This window comes from Dactylosporangium sp. CA-233914 (assembly GCF_050942935.1).
In the GTDB taxonomy this organism is placed as follows: domain Bacteria; phylum Actinomycetota; class Actinomycetes; order Mycobacteriales; family Micromonosporaceae; genus Dactylosporangium.
On record NZ_CP192030.1, the window covers coordinates 4,356,107 to 4,371,058 of the forward strand.

15 protein-coding genes are annotated in these 14,952 nt (G+C 68.2%); 13 read left to right on the forward strand and 2 right to left on the reverse strand.

Annotated features, from left to right (window positions below; genetic code table 11):
* Positions 1-110 precede the first annotated feature (110 nt).
* Positions 111-986: a helix-turn-helix domain-containing protein gene (locus tag ACQPY0_RS19555; protein WP_432990792.1), complete on the forward strand. Its 876-nt coding sequence runs from the start codon at positions 111-113 to the stop codon at positions 984-986.
* Positions 987-1,458: 472 nt separating this feature from the next.
* Here the strand turns inward: ACQPY0_RS19555 and ACQPY0_RS19560 are convergent, their stop codons facing one another.
* Positions 1,459-2,196 carry a FadR/GntR family transcriptional regulator gene (locus tag ACQPY0_RS19560; protein WP_432990794.1) on the reverse strand — a complete coding sequence of 246 codons (738 nt, stop codon included), beginning with the start codon at positions 2,194-2,196 and terminating at the stop codon, positions 1,459-1,461.
* 195 nt (positions 2,197-2,391) lie between these two features.
* Between ACQPY0_RS19560 and ACQPY0_RS19565 the strand changes: the two genes are divergently transcribed.
* From ACQPY0_RS19565 to ACQPY0_RS19620, 12 genes are read left to right on the forward strand one after another with little or no spacing between them, the layout of a single operon-like run.
* A complete protein-coding gene (locus ACQPY0_RS19565) occupies positions 2,392-4,038 on the forward strand; it encodes a phytoene desaturase family protein (protein WP_432990796.1) in 1,647 nt (548 codons plus the stop codon).
* 29 nt (positions 4,039-4,067) lie between these two features.
* The gene (locus tag ACQPY0_RS19570) at positions 4,068-4,844 is read left to right on the forward strand and encodes an amino acid ABC transporter ATP-binding protein (RefSeq protein ID WP_432990798.1); all 777 of its coding nucleotides are present in this window, start codon (positions 4,068-4,070) and stop codon (positions 4,842-4,844) included.
* On the forward strand, positions 4,844-5,488 hold the full coding sequence (locus tag ACQPY0_RS19575; protein ID WP_432990800.1) for an amino acid ABC transporter permease: 645 nt from the start codon (positions 4,844-4,846) through the stop codon (positions 5,486-5,488). Before ACQPY0_RS19570 ends, ACQPY0_RS19575 begins: the two co-directional genes overlap by 1 nt.
* Before the next feature lie 9 nt (positions 5,489-5,497).
* Positions 5,498-6,142, forward strand: a complete 645-nt coding sequence (locus ACQPY0_RS19580) for an amino acid ABC transporter permease (protein WP_432990802.1) — start codon at positions 5,498-5,500, stop codon at positions 6,140-6,142.
* 44 nt (positions 6,143-6,186) lie between these two features.
* Positions 6,187-7,056 (forward strand): substrate-binding periplasmic protein, encoded by an 870-nt coding sequence (locus ACQPY0_RS19585; RefSeq protein WP_432990804.1) that lies wholly within the window; start codon positions 6,187-6,189, stop codon positions 7,054-7,056.
* Between the two features lie 46 nt (positions 7,057-7,102).
* Entirely contained in the window at positions 7,103-8,125 is a 1,023-nt protein-coding gene (locus ACQPY0_RS19590; RefSeq protein WP_432990806.1) for a dipeptidase, read from the forward strand.
* On the forward strand, positions 8,122-8,691 hold the full coding sequence (locus ACQPY0_RS19595) for an HD domain-containing protein (protein ID WP_432990808.1): 570 nt from the start codon (positions 8,122-8,124) through the stop codon (positions 8,689-8,691). Before ACQPY0_RS19590 ends, ACQPY0_RS19595 begins: the two co-directional genes overlap by 4 nt.
* Positions 8,688-10,040, forward strand: coding sequence for a 4-aminobutyrate--2-oxoglutarate transaminase (gene gabT / locus ACQPY0_RS19600; protein ID WP_432990810.1), 1,353 nt, complete (start codon positions 8,688-8,690; stop codon positions 10,038-10,040). The genes ACQPY0_RS19595 and gabT overlap by 4 nt, the downstream gene beginning before the upstream one ends.
* Positions 10,037-11,548, forward strand: a complete 1,512-nt coding sequence (locus ACQPY0_RS19605; RefSeq protein WP_432990812.1) for an aldehyde dehydrogenase family protein — start codon at positions 10,037-10,039, stop codon at positions 11,546-11,548. Before gabT ends, ACQPY0_RS19605 begins: the two co-directional genes overlap by 4 nt.
* 23 nt (positions 11,549-11,571) lie before the next feature.
* A complete protein-coding gene (locus ACQPY0_RS19610) occupies positions 11,572-12,681 on the forward strand; it encodes a CaiB/BaiF CoA transferase family protein (protein ID WP_432990814.1) in 1,110 nt (369 codons plus the stop codon).
* Between the two features lie 29 nt (positions 12,682-12,710).
* Positions 12,711-13,865, forward strand: a complete 1,155-nt coding sequence (locus ACQPY0_RS19615; protein ID WP_432990816.1) for an acyl-CoA dehydrogenase family protein — start codon at positions 12,711-12,713, stop codon at positions 13,863-13,865.
* A 40-nt stretch (positions 13,866-13,905) separates the two neighbouring features.
* Positions 13,906-14,679, forward strand: coding sequence for an SDR family NAD(P)-dependent oxidoreductase (locus ACQPY0_RS19620; RefSeq protein WP_432990818.1), 774 nt, complete (start codon positions 13,906-13,908; stop codon positions 14,677-14,679).
* On the opposite strand, the gene ACQPY0_RS19625 is transcribed toward ACQPY0_RS19620, so the two are convergent.
* Positions 14,623-14,880, reverse strand: a complete 258-nt coding sequence (locus tag ACQPY0_RS19625) for an AAA family ATPase (RefSeq protein ID WP_432995301.1) — start codon at positions 14,878-14,880, stop codon at positions 14,623-14,625. The genes ACQPY0_RS19620 and ACQPY0_RS19625 overlap by 57 nt on opposite strands.
* Between the last annotated feature and the right edge of the window lie 72 nt (positions 14,881-14,952).

A 14,952-nucleotide genomic window follows, 5' to 3' on the forward strand; every position in this document is an offset into this window, starting at 1 on the left:
GCCTGCCGAGAATGCCATCCGTGCAGGTGGGGGGCCATGTCTGGCTCCTCATGGCCAGCGCGTGGCCCCGGCCGTCATAACGGTAGTGCAACGCGGCAGGATAATCTCTCGTGCTGCTGCGCCTGGCCTATCTGACTGTCACGAACGCGTTTGCCGCGCTGCGGCTGCTGCCGCTGGGGGACCGGGACAAGGACGTGGAGATTCTGGCGCTGCGGCATCAGATCACCGTCCTGGAGCGGCAGCTCGGCGGTGACCGGGTGAAGTTCGCGCCCGAGGACCGGGCCTTCCTCGCCGCCCTTCTCGCGCCCCTGCCCCGCCAGGTACTGCGCCGACTGCGGCTGCTAATACGACCGGACACCCTCCTGCGCTGGCACCGCGACCTGATGCATCAGCGTCACGCGCTCACCTGCCGACCCAAGCGGCCCGGACGCCCGCCCACCGTCCGCTCCATACGCGCCCTCGTCCTGCGCCTGGTCAGGGAGAACCCGAACTGGGGATACCGGCGGATACACGGCGAACTCGCCACCCTCGGTATCAAGGTCGCCCCCTCCACCGTCTGGGAGATCCTCAAGGCAGAGGGCATCGACCCCGCGCCCCAGCGCAGCAGCACGACCTGGGCCGACTTCCTGCGCTCCCAAGCCGAAACGCTGCTCGCCTGCGACTTCATCGAGACCATCACCCTGACCGGGCAGCGCCAGTACATCCTCGCCGTCATCGAGCACGCCAACCGCCGTATCCGCATCCTCGGCACCACCGCACATCCGACTGCGGGCTGGGTGGCGCAGGCCATCAAGAACCTCGTGATGGATCTCGAGGACGCGGGCTGCCGGGCGCGCTACCTGATCAGGGACCGGGACGGGAAGTTCCCCGCCCTCATCGACGAGATCCGCGCACCGTTCACGGATCGAGGACGAATCGCTGACCTCGACATACGCCGACGAGACCGACTCGGCGGCGTCCTTCACGAGTATCAACATGCCGCTTGAGCTGCACGGACGAGGTATTCGGCAGGCGCAGGGGCGGTCAGGCTGCCGGACGCCACGGGTGGACCGGGTCGGTCGGCACGCTGGTCGCGCGGATCCGCAGTGCGTAGGTCGGTCGTTCGGCGTCCGGGACGGGGCCGAGGTAGGTGGGCCGGTGAGGTGGCACCAGGCCGGCAGGTCGAGGGGTGCGGCGGGGTCGGTGGCGATGAGGTGGATGACGGTGTCCGCCGCGACGGCGAGGGGTGAGCTTGCGCAGTTCGAGCAGGAGCTGCACGCACCGACGGTCCCCGCCGTCGAGCACGACGGGCCGGTGCACCTCAGCAGCCTCGACGGGGTTGGTCATGCCGGTACCCGCCGACGGTGGTGGCGTCCAGGTCAGTTGCGGTCGAAGGCTGGCGGGGAGCTTGCCGGCGCATTTCGAACTTGTCCGCGTCCAAAGACGTGAGGCGACCTCGTGTGTCGCTCGTTGGAGTTCTCATGCTCGGGGGAGAGTCTTGCGCCAGGTCCGTTCGGAGAGTGGACGAAGGTGGACGAGGTGCTCGCGCATGGCTTCGGCCGCGCCGGGCCCGTCCTGGGCCCGGATGCAGGCGAGGATCGTCGAGTGCTCCCGCAGGATGTCGTCGTGTTCGCGCGCATTCAGCAGGCTGCGCTCTGATCGGGCTTCGAGGACGGCGTACACGGGCTGGGCGGAGATCACCATCAGGCGGTTGTGGGCAAGCTCCAGGACGGTCATGTGGAACGTACGGTTGAGGTCGCTGATCTCGGCATGGGACAGCCCGGCGGCCGGGTCGGGCACGGTTTCGGTCAGCCGTGCGAGTTGCTCGTCGGTGCGGCGAAGCGCACCCAACCGGGTGGCCTCCACCTCGATCAGCTCGCGCAGCTCCACGGTCTCGGCGATGCTCACCTCCTCGGCTGCGGTCAGCAGATTGATCTGCGTTGTCATGAACTCTGACACGTAGTCGATCGTCGGGCGCATCACGAAGGAGCCGCCGGTCGCGCCCTTGGAGGTTCGGATCAGGTTCTCACTCGAGAGGACGCGAAGCGCCTCCCGAACCGTTGCTCGACTGACGCCGAAGGTCTCGGCGAGGTCCGTCTCCCGCGGTAGGCGTTCGCCGGCCCGCAGCTCTGCCCGCAGGATGCTGTCGCGCAACTGGTCTGCGATCTGTTCGTAGGCCTTGCGAACGCGCTTGAGTCCCGCCGAGCTGGTGTTCAAGTGTGGACCCTCAACCTTCAAGTCAGACATAAGACCCATCCCGGTGAAGCCTGCGGCGAATCCAAGCAGTACAGGGATGCTACATCCCGGGTCGTTGATCCAGGGGGCCCTGGCATCGATCGGGAATCAAAAGTCTAGCAAAAGCCCTCTTGAAGCATTACGGTGATCCCGTTCGCTACTCCAGAGGAGGTCGCAGTGCCCGACGAGGACCGGCTAGGCAGGAAGTTCGACGCCATCGTTATCGGCGCCGGCCACAACGGGCTGGTCGCCTCCTTCTATCTGGCGCGGGCCGGGCTCAACGTGCTGGTGCTCGAGCAGCGCGAAGAGGCGGGTGGACTTCTGGCGACGGCCGAGATCGTTCCCGGGTACCGGACCAACGCGGTGTCGAACTCGTGTCACAACCTCGAGCCCTCCATCGTCTCCGAGATGCGGCTGCAGGACTTCGGGCTTCGGTTCGCCCATCCCGATCCGAGTTCGGTCATGGCCTTCGCCGACGGGCGCCGGTTCGTCGCGGCCAACTCCCGAAGCGCCCTGGCCGACGAGATCAAATCGCTCAACGCAGGCGACGTCGACGGCTACTTCGCCACGCTCCGGGCGATGTCCACCCTGGCTGAGAAGCTCGACGTCTCCTTTTACGAGGGTCCGCCCAGCCTTGCCGACCTGTACGGCCGGCTCGACAACGACGCAGACCGGGCACTGTTCAACCGGCTCATGTTCGGCAGCGCCACCGACTTCCTCGCCGAGCGGATCGCCTCCGAGGAGGTGATGTCCCTGCTGGGCATGGTGGCCATCTCGGGCAACTATCTGGGTCCGAGCACGCCGGGGTCTGCCTACATGCTCTTCCACCGGCCGCTCTATCGAGGCTCCTCGGCCACCCGCAGCGGGGAACGCTTCCACACCCTGGGCACGAGCAAGGTCGCGCCGATCGGCGGCATGGCCGAGATCGCTCGGGCCATGACGGCGTCGGCTCGCGCCGCTGGGGCGGTGATTCGGACCGGGACCGGTGTGGCCTCCATCGTCACCAGGCACGGCCGTGTCACCGGCGTGGTCACCCACGACGGGGAGGAGTACACCGCCGACGCGGTTTTGTCGGCGGCGAACCCGAAGCTGACCCTGACCCAGCTTCTGACGCCGGACGAGCTGGGTCAGGACCTGGCCGCCCAGGCGAGCACGATCAAGATGGACGGCACCGCGTTCAAGCTCATGCTGGCCGTGGACGGGACGCCTCGCTTCACCTGTGCCGTGGACGACGCCGAGAACGACAGGCTTCTGCGGTGCGGGTTCCGCATGGGAACGACGATTTCAGGGATGGACCGGGGGTATCACGCCGCACTCGCCGGTGAGTGGTCGCGGGAACCGATCATCTGGGGACTCATCCCGTCCTCCATCGACCCCACGCTGGCGCCCGAGGGCGGACATGTGCTGAGCCTGACGGTCTTCCATGCGCCACTGCGGTTGTCGGGAAGCACGTGGGACGTCGAAAGGGACAGGTTCGCCCGCCACATCATCGAGCATCTCGACGCGGTGTACTTCCGGGGCCTGAAGGACATGCTCGTGGGGTACCGCGCCGTCTCGCCGGAGGATCTCCAGCGTGACTTCGGGCTCATGGGCGCCCATGTCTCCCACGGCGACATCACCGCGGGTCAGATGTTCGATGCCCGGCCCACCTTCGGACTGAGTCACTACGCCACCCCCGTCGCGGGTCTCTACCTGGGCAGCGTGGGGACCTGGCCGGGCAACTACGTCTCGGGGCTTCCGGGCCGCAACGCTGCCCGGCGACTGCTCGCCGACCGCACCGACCCGGACCGTTACGCGGAGTTCGATACGGCGGGGGCCAGCTGATGCCCGGACTCAACACGAGGGAGACAGTTGTGGAGCCTGACCGCCGCGCGCAGCCGGCATTTCTCGAAGCGTCGGGCGTGACCATGCGCTTCGGCGACCACGTCGCCGTGCGGGACGTCTCGCTCGGCCTGGCCCGGGGAGAGGTCGTCTCGATCATCGGTCCCAGCGGTGCCGGCAAGAGCACGTTCCTGCGTTGCGTCAACCTCCTCGAGATTCCGACGCAGGGCACCCTGCGGGTCGGCGACACATCGCTCAGCGTGGGCCCGGGCGCCAGGCCCAAGGAGCGGGACATCCAGGCCCTGCGCCGGCAGTTGGGGATGGTGTTCCAGAACTTCAACCTCTTCCCGCACCTCACGGTGCTCCGCAATGTCTCGCTCGCCCAGGAGCGGGTGCTCGGTCGTTCCCCGGCCGAGGCCGAGGCGCGATCGATGGCATTGCTGGAACGTGTCGGGCTGGCGGAAAAGGCCGGCGCCTACCCGGGGCGCTGCTCCGGGGGGCAGCAGCAGCGGGTGGCGATCGCCCGTGCCCTGGCACTGGGCCCGGCGGTGATGCTGTTCGACGAGCCCACCTCGGCACTGGATCCCGAGGTGGGAGCCGAAGTGCTCGCGGTCATGAAGGAACTCGCCGCCGAGGGCATGACGATGATCGTGGTGACGCACGAGATGGCGTTCGCCCGTGACGTGTCCGACCGGATCGTGGTGATGGTCGACGGGGCCGTGGTCGAGGCGGGCGACCCGCATCAGGTCATGTCGGATCCGAGCCATCCCCGCACCCGGACCTTCCTGAGCGCGGTGTTGGACCGCTGATGCTGCAGTACACCGGATACATCCTGACCGGCGTGATCGGCACCGTCACGATCACGGTGTCGGCCTTCCTGATCGGCGCCGTGCTCGGCGTGCCGCTGGCCGTGGCCAGTCGCAGCACCTCCAGGCTCCTGCGCTGGCCGGCCGTCAGCCTCATCGAGGTGTTCCGGTCGGTCCCGAACCTCGTCTGGCTCTTCCTCGTCTTCTTCGGGCTGCCCGAGGTCGGGATCCGGCTCGGGCCGTGGACGACCGCCATCCTCACGCTGGGCGTCACCAGCTCGGCCTACCTCGGCGAGATCTACCGGGGCGGCTTCAGCGCGCTCGGGCAGGGCCAGTGGCTGGCGTCCAAGGCGCTGGGCCTGACCACGTGGGACCGCGGCCGGTACGTCCTGGCGCCGCAACTCATCCGCGTCGTGAGCCCGACCATGGCCACCTACGCCATCAGCCTGCTCAAGGAGTCGGCGCTCGCGTCGACGATCGGCGTGATGGAACTGACCTTCCGCGGGGGACTGGTGACCCAGCGCACCGGCGACGGCCTCAGCACCTTCGTCGTCGTCGGCGTGGTCTACCTGCTGCTGAGCCTCCCGCTCGCCTACGGGTCGCGGCGGGTCGACAGCCGCCTGCGGGCGAAGTTCTCGGTCGGCTAGGGGGAGACGATGGACGGATTTCTCGTTGACCTGAAGACCCTGGCCCCGGGACTCGGCACGGCGCTGCAGCTGGCCGGCCTGAGCCTCGCCCTCGCCTACGTGCTGGGTCTCGTGCTCGCACTGCTTGTCGACGCGCAGCGGCGCGCGGTGCGGATCGTGGCCCTGGTCGTCGTCGAGGTCGGGCGCGGCCTGCCCCTCCTCGTCATCCTGTACCTCATCTACCGAGGACTGCCGCAGGCCGGAGTCTTCCTCGACCCCATGCTGGCGGCGGTCGTGGGATTCACCTGGTCCATCGGCGCCTACGCATGCGAGATCATGCGCTCCAGCCTCAACGCGGTCCCGCCCGGACAGCGCGAGGCCGCGAAGGCGCTGGGGCTGGCGCCGCGCTCGGCGTTCCGCGACATCCTGCTGCCGCAGGCCGCCCGGATCGCCATCCCGCCGCTGATGAACCTGGCCATCAAGGCCTTCCAGCTCACCTCGCTCGCCTACTCCATCACCCTCTCGGAAGTCATGCAGGCCGCGTACCTGCGGGGAAGCGTGACGTTCGAATACCTCCGTACCTTCATCGCCGCGGCCGTGCTGTACGCGGCCATCGCCATCGTGGCATCGCTGCTGGTGCGGCGATTCGAGCGGCAGCTCAACCGGCACCTCTGAGCCGCGGATCCCGATCCCACTCCACGCCATCACTGGAGAAGACCATGAAGAGAGCACGCACCGCCCTCGCCGCCCTCGCCATGCTGTCCACGCTGGCCGTCACCGCCTGCGCCGATCCCACCGCGGACGAGACCGCGAGCGCTCCGGACAAGAACTGCACACCCGCGCACCCGGACCTGCAGACGGTCACCAAGGGCACGCTGACCGTCGCGCACTTCCCGAACCCGCCGTTCGCCGACAGCGAGGGCAACAAGCTCACCGGCGCCGAGGGCGAGATCCTCGCCCGGATCGCCGAACGGGAGTGCCTCACGATCAAGATCGAGCGGGGTGCCGTCGCGAGCATGATCCCGTCGGTGGAGTCCGGGCGGGCCGACACCACGCTCGGCAGCTGGTACCGGACCGCCGCCCGCGCGAAGGTCGTCAGCCTCAGCGACCCCGTGCTCACCGTCTACCTGGCCATCGCCTCCCGCAAGGGCAGCGGCATCGAGCAGATCGATGACCTCAAGGGCCACACCGTGGGATCCGCGATCGGCTCCCTCTGGGTCGACGACGTCAACAAGCTCATCGGCAACAACCAGAAGCTCTACGACACGCTCGAGGCCTCCTACGCCGACCTCAAGGCGGGTCGCATCGAGGCGATCCTGAACTCCCAGCCCACGGCGCTGCGGCAGATCGAGATGGCCGGCCTGCAGAACGACGTCCAGGTGGTGGTTCCCAAACCCAACAACGCGGTGCAGGCGACCCTCCAGCCCGGGCAGACCAACTTCCCCGTGAACCTGCAGAACGCGAGCCTCCTCAAGGCCATCAACGACGGCCTGGCCGCACTCCGCGAGAGCGGCGAGTTCCGCAAGATCATGGAGAAGTACGGGCTCCCGGCCGAGGCCGACAATCCCAAGCCCCTGCAGAGCTTCTGACCCGCACGCAAGACCGAACCGACCCCGCGAGGAGACCCGACCTGTCATGGACGCCAACAACCGGATCGTCGTCGATGCCCTGCAGAGCAGCAACTTCACCAGAGAACGCTTCCTGGAGATCCGTGCGGGAGGCATCGACTGCATCCACGCGACGGTCGTCATCTGGGAAGACGCCCGGACCACGCTCGACCTGCTGGGCGGCTGGAACCGGATGTTCCGCGAGAACGACGACCTGATCGCGCTGGCCCGCAACGGACAGGAGATCCGCGACGTGGTCGCCGGCGGGCGCACCGCGGTCGTGCTCGGGTTCCAGAACGCCTCCTCCTTCGAGGACGACCTCGACCTGGTGGAGGTCTTCTTCGACCTCGGCATCCGCGTCGCCCAGCTCACCTACAACATCCAGAACCACGTCGGTGCCAGCTGCTACGAGACGCAGGACGCCGGCCTGACGCGCTTCGGCGGATACGTCGTCGAGGAGATGAACCGGCTCGGTATGCTGGTCGACCTGTCGCACGTGGGTGAGCGCACGTCGCTGGACGCCATCGACCAGTCGGCCCGGCCGGTCACGATCACCCACGCGAACCCCGCCGCGGTCTGGCCGCATCCGCGGAACAAGTCCGACGAGGTGCTGCGCAAGCTCGCCATCCGCGGCGGGGTGCTCGGCGTCGCGCCGTACGCCCATCTGACCGGCGGTGGCCCGGTCGGCCTGGAGGAATGGACCAGCATGGTCGCTTACGCGGTCGACCTGATGGGTATCGACCACGTCGGGATCGGCAGCGACGCCAGCCACGGGTGGGACGACGACAAGCTCCAGTGGATCCGCAAGGGACGGTGGTCGCACGAGACCCAGCTCGGTCCGGCGAGCGCAGATGCGCAGGGCTGGCTCCCCTGGCCCGACTTCTTCAAGACCCCCGCGATGTTCCCGACGATCGAACAGGGGCTGCGGGACCGGGGCTTCGACGATGCCGAGGTCGACAAGCTGGTCGGGGGCAACTGGATGAGGATCTTCGACGAGGGGCTCACCCCGCACCGGGACAGCCGGCCGAAGGTTGCGAGGGCATCCGCATGACCGTGCGGTTCACCCGGATGAAGGACGGCAGCCGGGAGGAGTACGACTACCTCGACCGCCAGGAGCGCATCTTCAACGAAGGTCTGCCGGACCGGATCATCGGCGCGCTTCAGGAGCTGGGGGCATCGTTCAGCGGCCATCGCGTCACCCGGCTGGAACACTCGCTGCAGGCGGCCACCCGCGCGCTGCGAGACGGCCGCGACGAGGAGTACGTCGTGATGACACTGGTTCACGACGTCGGGGACCACCTCGCACCGTACACGCACAGCGAGATGGCTGGGGCTCTGCTGCGGCCGTTCGTGCGGCCGCAGCTCACCTGGATCGCCCGCCACCACGGGGTCTTCCAGCAGTGCTACTACGCCAACCTCCCGCCGGAAGCACGCAACGCACGCGACCGGTTCCGCGACGCGCCCTGGTTCGACGACTGCGCGGAGTTCTGCGAGCTCTACGACCAGGAAAGCTTCGATCCCCGGTACGACGCGCTACCCCTGGAGGCGTTCGAACCGGCGCTGCGTCGGGTCTTCGCCGAACCACGCTATCTGCAGAAGGAGGCGACGGCAGGATGACGACAGCCGACACGGCAGGTTCGCTCCCGGCGCAGCGGCGAATCCTGCGGACCGAGATACCGGGCCCCCGGTCCCGCGAACGGCAAGCGGTTCGTGACGCGAACGTCGCCGCGGGTCTGGGACAGACGATGCCCGTCTTCGTCGAACGCGCCGGCGGTGCCGTGGTGGTGGACGTGGACGGGAACCATCTCGTCGACCTCGCCTCGGGGATCGCTGTCACCGCTGTCGGCGCGTCCCACCCACACGTCGTACGCCGGATCCGCGAGCAGGCCGAGCGGTTCACGCACACATGTTTCCTGGTCACGCAGTACGACGGGTTCGTCGAGGTCGCCGCCGCGTTGAACCGGATCACGCCTGGAGACCACGCCAAGCGCACCGCCCTGTTCTCCACCGGAGCGGAGGCCGTCGAGAACGCGGTCAAGATCGCTCGCGTCGCCACCGGCCGACCCGCGGTGGTCGTCCTCAGCAACGCGTATCACGGGCGCAGCCTGATGACGATGACCATGACCGCAAAAGCCGTGCCCTACAAGGACGGGTTCGGCCCGTTCGCACCGGAGGTCTACCGAGCGCCCGCACCCTACCCGTACCGATGGCCAGGAGGTCCTGAGCGATGTGCGGAGGAGGCTTTCGATGCGCTCCGGGACCTGGTCGAGACCCAGATCGGTGGCCACCGGGTGGCCGCCATCGTCCTGGAGCCGATCCAGGGCGAGGGAGGGTTCATCGTGCCGCCACCCGGATACCTTCCGCGGGTCCGTGAACTGGCGGACCGGCACGGCATCGTGTTCGTGGCCGACGAGGTGCAGACCGGGCTGGGCCGCGCAGGTGACATGTTCGCCTGTGACCGGGAAGGCGTCGTCCCGGACCTGATCACCACGGCCAAGGCACTCGGTGGCGGCATGCCCATCGCGGCGGTGACCGGATCCGCGCAGGTGATGGACGCCGTGCCCCCGGGTGGGCTCGGCGGCACGTTCGCAGGAAACCCGGTGTCCTGCGCGGCCGCTCTGGCCACGCTGGAAGTCATCGAGCAGGAGCGGCTGGTTGAGCGCGCCCGCGACATCGAGGCGCTCGCCCTCCCGCGGTTGCGCGCACTGGCCGGCGCAGAGTCCGGTGTCGGCGAGGCTCGGGGTCGCGGCGCGATGCTGGCCATCGAGTTCGTGCGGCCAGGCAGCCGGACCCCGGATCCCGAAGCGGCTCGGGCAGTCGCGGCCGCCTGCCATCGGCAGGGCGTGCTGGTCCTCGTCTGCGGCACCTACGGCAACGTGCTCCGGCTGCTGCCGCCACTGGTCATCGAGCCCCAACTGCTCGATGACGCACTGAGCGTGATCGAGGAGGCGGTGAAGGCGCAATGACGTCGGCATCTCCCGAGATCAGTCACGACCCGCGCACGGGCCTGCCGACCACGACTGCTCGTCCTACCAGCCGGACCGAGTTGGCGGAGACCATGGCGCGGGCCGTCACCGCGGTACCCACGCTGTCCCGCGTCGCACCGAGCGAACGTGCCCGGTGGCTGCACACGGTCGCCGACGCGGTCGAGGTAGCGCGGGAGGACCTCGTCCGGTTGGCCGACTGGGAGACCGCGCTGGGCACCGCGCGGCTGCAGGGGGAGTTGACCAGGACCATCGCTCAGGCCAGGTTCTACGCGGACGAGGCAGCCGACGGCTATTTCTTGCGGGTGGAGCACGACACCGCCGACCAGCAGACCCCGAGCATGACCCGCGTGAACATGCCCTTGGGGCCGGTGGGGGTATTCGGTGCCAGCAACTTTCCCTTCGCCTTCGGGGTGCTGGGCCACGACACCGCGTCAGCGCTGGCTGCCGGGTGCCCGGTGGTGGTGAAGGCGCACCCGGCACACCTCGGGTTGAGCAACCACCTGTTCGACCTCGCGCGCTCCGCCCTCGCGGCCGTGGGAGCACCGGACGGCACCCTCGGCATCGTCCACGGCTTCAAGACCGGCATCGAACTGGTGCAGCACGCTGACCTGGCCGCGGTCGCGTTCACCGGCTCCCAGTCCGGTGGGATGGCACTGTGGCGGCTGGCCAATGCACGGCCCGTGGTGATCCCGGTCTTCGCCGAGATGGGCACCGTCAACCCGGTCGTCGTCACGCCGCTGGGCGCGACGCGGATCGAGGAGGTGGCGCACGGGCTGGTTTCCTCCTTCACGCTCGGGCACGGGCAGTACTGCACCAAGCCCGGTCTGGTCCTTGCCCCGAAAGGCGGCGATCTCGCGGCTTGCGTCGCTGACGAGCTGGCCAGGCTCGCACCCGAGCCCGTGATGCTCACCCGCCGGATCGCAGACGGCGTCATGTCCGGCGTCAAGGCCCTGCAGGACGCAGGTGCCATAGTCGCCTTGCAGCTGGGTGGTGACGGTGCTGGCTGGTCGGCGCCGGCCGCTGTCCTCGAGGTGCCGCTGGAGGAGGTGAAGGCAGGGAGCAAGGTGCTGGAGGAGGTCTTCGGAGCCGTGGTCGTGGTCGCCGAGTACGACACGCCCGAACAGGTCCTCGCGACATTGACGGAGCTGCCGGGAGCACTGGCCGCAACCCTGTTCACCGGATCCGGAGAGGACCTGTGGGCGGCTCGATGGCTGGAGACGTTGAGCAACAAGGTCGGCCGGGTGGTCCTCGACGGCTGGACGACGGGGGCGCCGCTCGTGCGTGCCCAGCAGCACGGCGGCCCTTGGCCCTCGACGACGCAACCGACGGCCACCTCGATCGGGGCCCGGGCGCTGGAACGCTTCGTTCGTCCGGTCGCCTACCAGGGATTCCGCGACGAGCTGTTGCCACCGGTGGCGCGGCGGAGCAACCCGTGGTCACTGCCTTGCCGTGTTGACGGGAACTGGACCCGGGCCAGGGCATCATGAGGCCGGTACTCGACGGTGTTGTGGTGGCCGACTTCAGCAGGGTGCTCGCCGGGCCCCTGGCCACCATGACGCTGGCGGACCTCGGCGCAACCGTGATCAAAATCGAGCGGCCGCACGTCGGCGACGACACCCGGCAGTGGGGTCCGCCGTGGACCGCGGCGACCAGCGCCTACTTCGAAGCGGCCAATCGATCCAAGCTGAGCGTCGAGCTCGACCTCGACGATCCCCGAGATCTCGAGGTCGCGGCCAACCTGGCGGGCCGCGCAGACGTGGTGGTCGAGAACTTTCGCGCGGGCTCCCTGGATGCCCGCGGCCTCGGGTACGACGCCGTGGCCGAGCGGAACCCGGGCGTTGTCTACTGCTCAATCTCAGGGTTTGGCCCGGACTCGTCGCTGCCGGGATACGACTTCCTCGTACAGGCCGTCGGCGGACTCATGAGCATCACCGGCCATGCGCAGTCGCCGCCGTCGAAGGTCGGCGTCGCACTCGTTGACGTGCTGACCTCCAAGGACGCGGTCGCGGGCATCCTGACCGCCCTCCTCGAGCGCACCACCTCCGGACGCGGACAGCACGTGCGCGTCAACCTGCTGTCGAGTCTGCTCGGCTCGCTGGCCAACCAGGCAGCGACCTACCTGGCGACCGGCACGCCTCCAGGCCGCCTCGGGAACCAGCACCCGTCGATCGCTCCCTACGAGACGCTCGAGTGCGCAGACGGACAACTTGCGGTCGCGTGCGGCAACGACGCCCAGTTTCAGCGGCTCGCGGAGGCTCTCGGGCTGCGCACGCTACCCGAGGACGACCGGTTCCGCACCAACCCGGCACGGGTGGCCCACCGGGCCGAGCTGGTGCAGGAGCTGGAGTCGGCGTTGCGCCGCGCCGACGTCGACACGTGGGTCGGCGTACTGGAGCGCGCAGACGTGCCGGCAGGACGAGTGGGCGACGTGGGCTCCGCCTTCGAGCTCGCGGCCCGGCTCGGCCTGCAGCCTCGCGTCTCACTGGGCGATGACGCGATGGACCAGGTTCGGCATCCCGTGACCTACTCACGCACCCCGGTGCAGGACTACCGGCGACCGCCGCGGCTCGGTGAGCACAACGCCCTCATCCGTACCACCTACGCCAGGAGCTCCAGTTGACCAATTCAGCCACGCGCCAACCCGATCCCATGGACCTGCTCGACCTCGACGACCTCCTCACCGACGACGAACGGGCGGTCCGCGACTCGGTCCGTCGCCTCTGCGACGACCTCGTCGAACCCCACATCGCCGAATGGTACGAGAACGGGCGGGTACCTCAGCTGCGAGAGCTGACGATCGCGCTCGGAGACATGGGACTGCTGGGCATGCACCTGGAGGGCTACGGCTGCGCCGGGATGAGCGCCATCGTGTACGGTCTGGCGTGTCTCGAACTCGAGGCGACGGATTCGGGACTGCGGTCGCTGGTATCGGTGCAGGGATCCCTGGCCATGTACGCCATCTGGAGATGGGGCCGCGAGGAGACCAAGCAGCAGTGGCTCCCTCGCATGGCCAGCGGTCAAGCCATCGGCTGCTTCGGTCTCACCGAGCCCGACCACGGCTCCGATCCCGGCTCAATGCGCACACGCGCACGCCGCCAAGGAGGCGACTGGATCCTCGACGGGCGCAAGATGTGGATCACCAACGGCTCCGTGGCCGACGTAGCCGTGATATGGGCCGTCACAGACGACGGTGTGCGTGGCTTCGCCGTGCCGACCGACACCCCCGGCTTCTCAGCCCCAGAGATCAAGCACAAGGCGTCGTTACGAGCGTCGGTGACCAGCGAACTGGTACTGGACGGCGTACGGATCCCGGACGAGTTCGCCTTTCCGGACGTGCACGGGCTGAAGGGGCCCCTGAGTTGCCTGAACGAAGCGAGATACGGCATCACGTGGGGGGCCATGGGCGCCGCCCGTAGTTGCCTGCAGGCCGCGCTGGACTACACCCGCCAACGTGAGCAGTTCGGCCGTCCGCTGGCCGCGTTCCAACTGACCCAACGCAAACTCGTCGAGATGAACGTCGAATACACCAAGGGCGTGCTGCTCGCATGGCACCTCGGCCGCCGCAAGGACGCCGGCGTGCTGACCCCGGCACAGGTCAGCCTCGGCAAGCTCAACAACGTCAGCGAGGCCCTGGACATCTGCAGGACAGCCCGAACACTGCTCGGAGCCAACGGCATCTCGCTCGAGTACCCGGTCATCCGGCACGCCAGCAACCTGGAGTCAGTGCTGACCTACGAGGGAACGGTGGAGATGCACACCCTCGTCCTGGGGCAGTTGATGACCGGACTCCCGGCGTTCCGATGATCTGCGGATCGGTGTCTCCTCGATCCAAGGGGGTGTTGAGATGCAGGTCGACGTGCGTGGCAAGGTCATCGTGGTGACGGGCGCTGCTCGCGGACTGGGTGCCGTACTCGCCGACGCACTGGTTCGCGAGGGTGCTCGCGTCGCCGTCCTGACCAGAAGCCGCGACCGCTCCGAGCAGATCGCGCACGACATCGCGGCCCGGCACCCCGACCAAGCCTCGCCACTCCCTCTCACCGCCGATGTCGCTGATGAGGCCGAAGTCATGGCCGCGGCCAGGGCCGTGGACGAACGCTGGAACCGGGTGGACGCCCTGATCAACAACGCTGCTTGGATCCCTCCGCACAGGGGGGTGCTGGAAACGTCAGTGGTGGACCTGCGTCGGGTGCTGGACTCGAACTTCGTCGGTTGCGTGCTGACGACCAAGCACTTCGCACCCCTGATGATCCGCGGTGGCGGCGGCAGGATCGTCTACATCAGCAGCATAATCGGACTGCAGGCGAACGCTGGTCAGAGCGCCTACGGTGCGTCCAAGGCTGCGGTCAACGTGCTGAACGAGGTAGTGCATCGAGAGCTAGGCGACAAGGGGATCCGCACAGTGGCTCTGGCGCCGGGGCTAACCGACACACCAGGCATGCGTGCGTCGCTCACCGCGGACCGCATTGCCGCAGTCGCTGCCACACATCCCGATGGCCGTCTAGGCCAGCCGGACATCGTCGCCATGGTTAGGTTCCTGTGCAGTGACGAAGCTCGACATCTCTCAGGGGTCTTCGTGCCGATGCGACCCAGCGCGCTTGCACGGCCGCTCGTAACCTAATACTCCAGCCGCACTTCCGATAGGCCGAGTCTTCGCTGGTAGTGGCAGGTTCTGGCTTTGAACTGGTGGCGTCGTCGCCATCGTGACCATCGATCGATATGACATCAGTCGGCGCTGGGCCCCAGGATGCAGGGATACTTCGGGCTCGTCGAGCAGCACCAGAGATTTCGGCAACGCTTCGGATATACGTGTCACCAGCATGACCACAGCAAACTCGCCACTGCCGCGGGAAAACGTCCGCGGGATCACCGGACCCAACTCGTCGGCGCAGAT

Coding starts and splice junctions, on each gene's coding strand:
- ACQPY0_RS19595 (WP_432990808.1), top strand. CDS start 8,122: ATGACCGTGCGGTTCACCCGGATGAAGGACGGCAGCCGGGAGGAGTAC.
- ACQPY0_RS19625 (WP_432995301.1), bottom strand. CDS start 14,880: ATGCTGGTGACACGTATATCCGAAGCGTTGCCGAAATCTCTGGTGCTG.
- ACQPY0_RS19580 (WP_432990802.1), top strand. CDS start 5,498: ATGGACGGATTTCTCGTTGACCTGAAGACCCTGGCCCCGGGACTCGGC.
- ACQPY0_RS19615 (WP_432990816.1), top strand. CDS start 12,711: ATGGACCTGCTCGACCTCGACGACCTCCTCACCGACGACGAACGGGCG.
- gabT (WP_432990810.1), top strand. CDS start 8,688: ATGACGACAGCCGACACGGCAGGTTCGCTCCCGGCGCAGCGGCGAATC.
- ACQPY0_RS19605 (WP_432990812.1), top strand. CDS start 10,037: ATGACGTCGGCATCTCCCGAGATCAGTCACGACCCGCGCACGGGCCTG.
- ACQPY0_RS19590 (WP_432990806.1), top strand. CDS start 7,103: ATGGACGCCAACAACCGGATCGTCGTCGATGCCCTGCAGAGCAGCAAC.
- ACQPY0_RS19620 (WP_432990818.1), top strand. CDS start 13,906: ATGCAGGTCGACGTGCGTGGCAAGGTCATCGTGGTGACGGGCGCTGCT.
- ACQPY0_RS19585 (WP_432990804.1), top strand. CDS start 6,187: ATGAAGAGAGCACGCACCGCCCTCGCCGCCCTCGCCATGCTGTCCACG.
- ACQPY0_RS19575 (WP_432990800.1), top strand. CDS start 4,844: ATGCTGCAGTACACCGGATACATCCTGACCGGCGTGATCGGCACCGTC.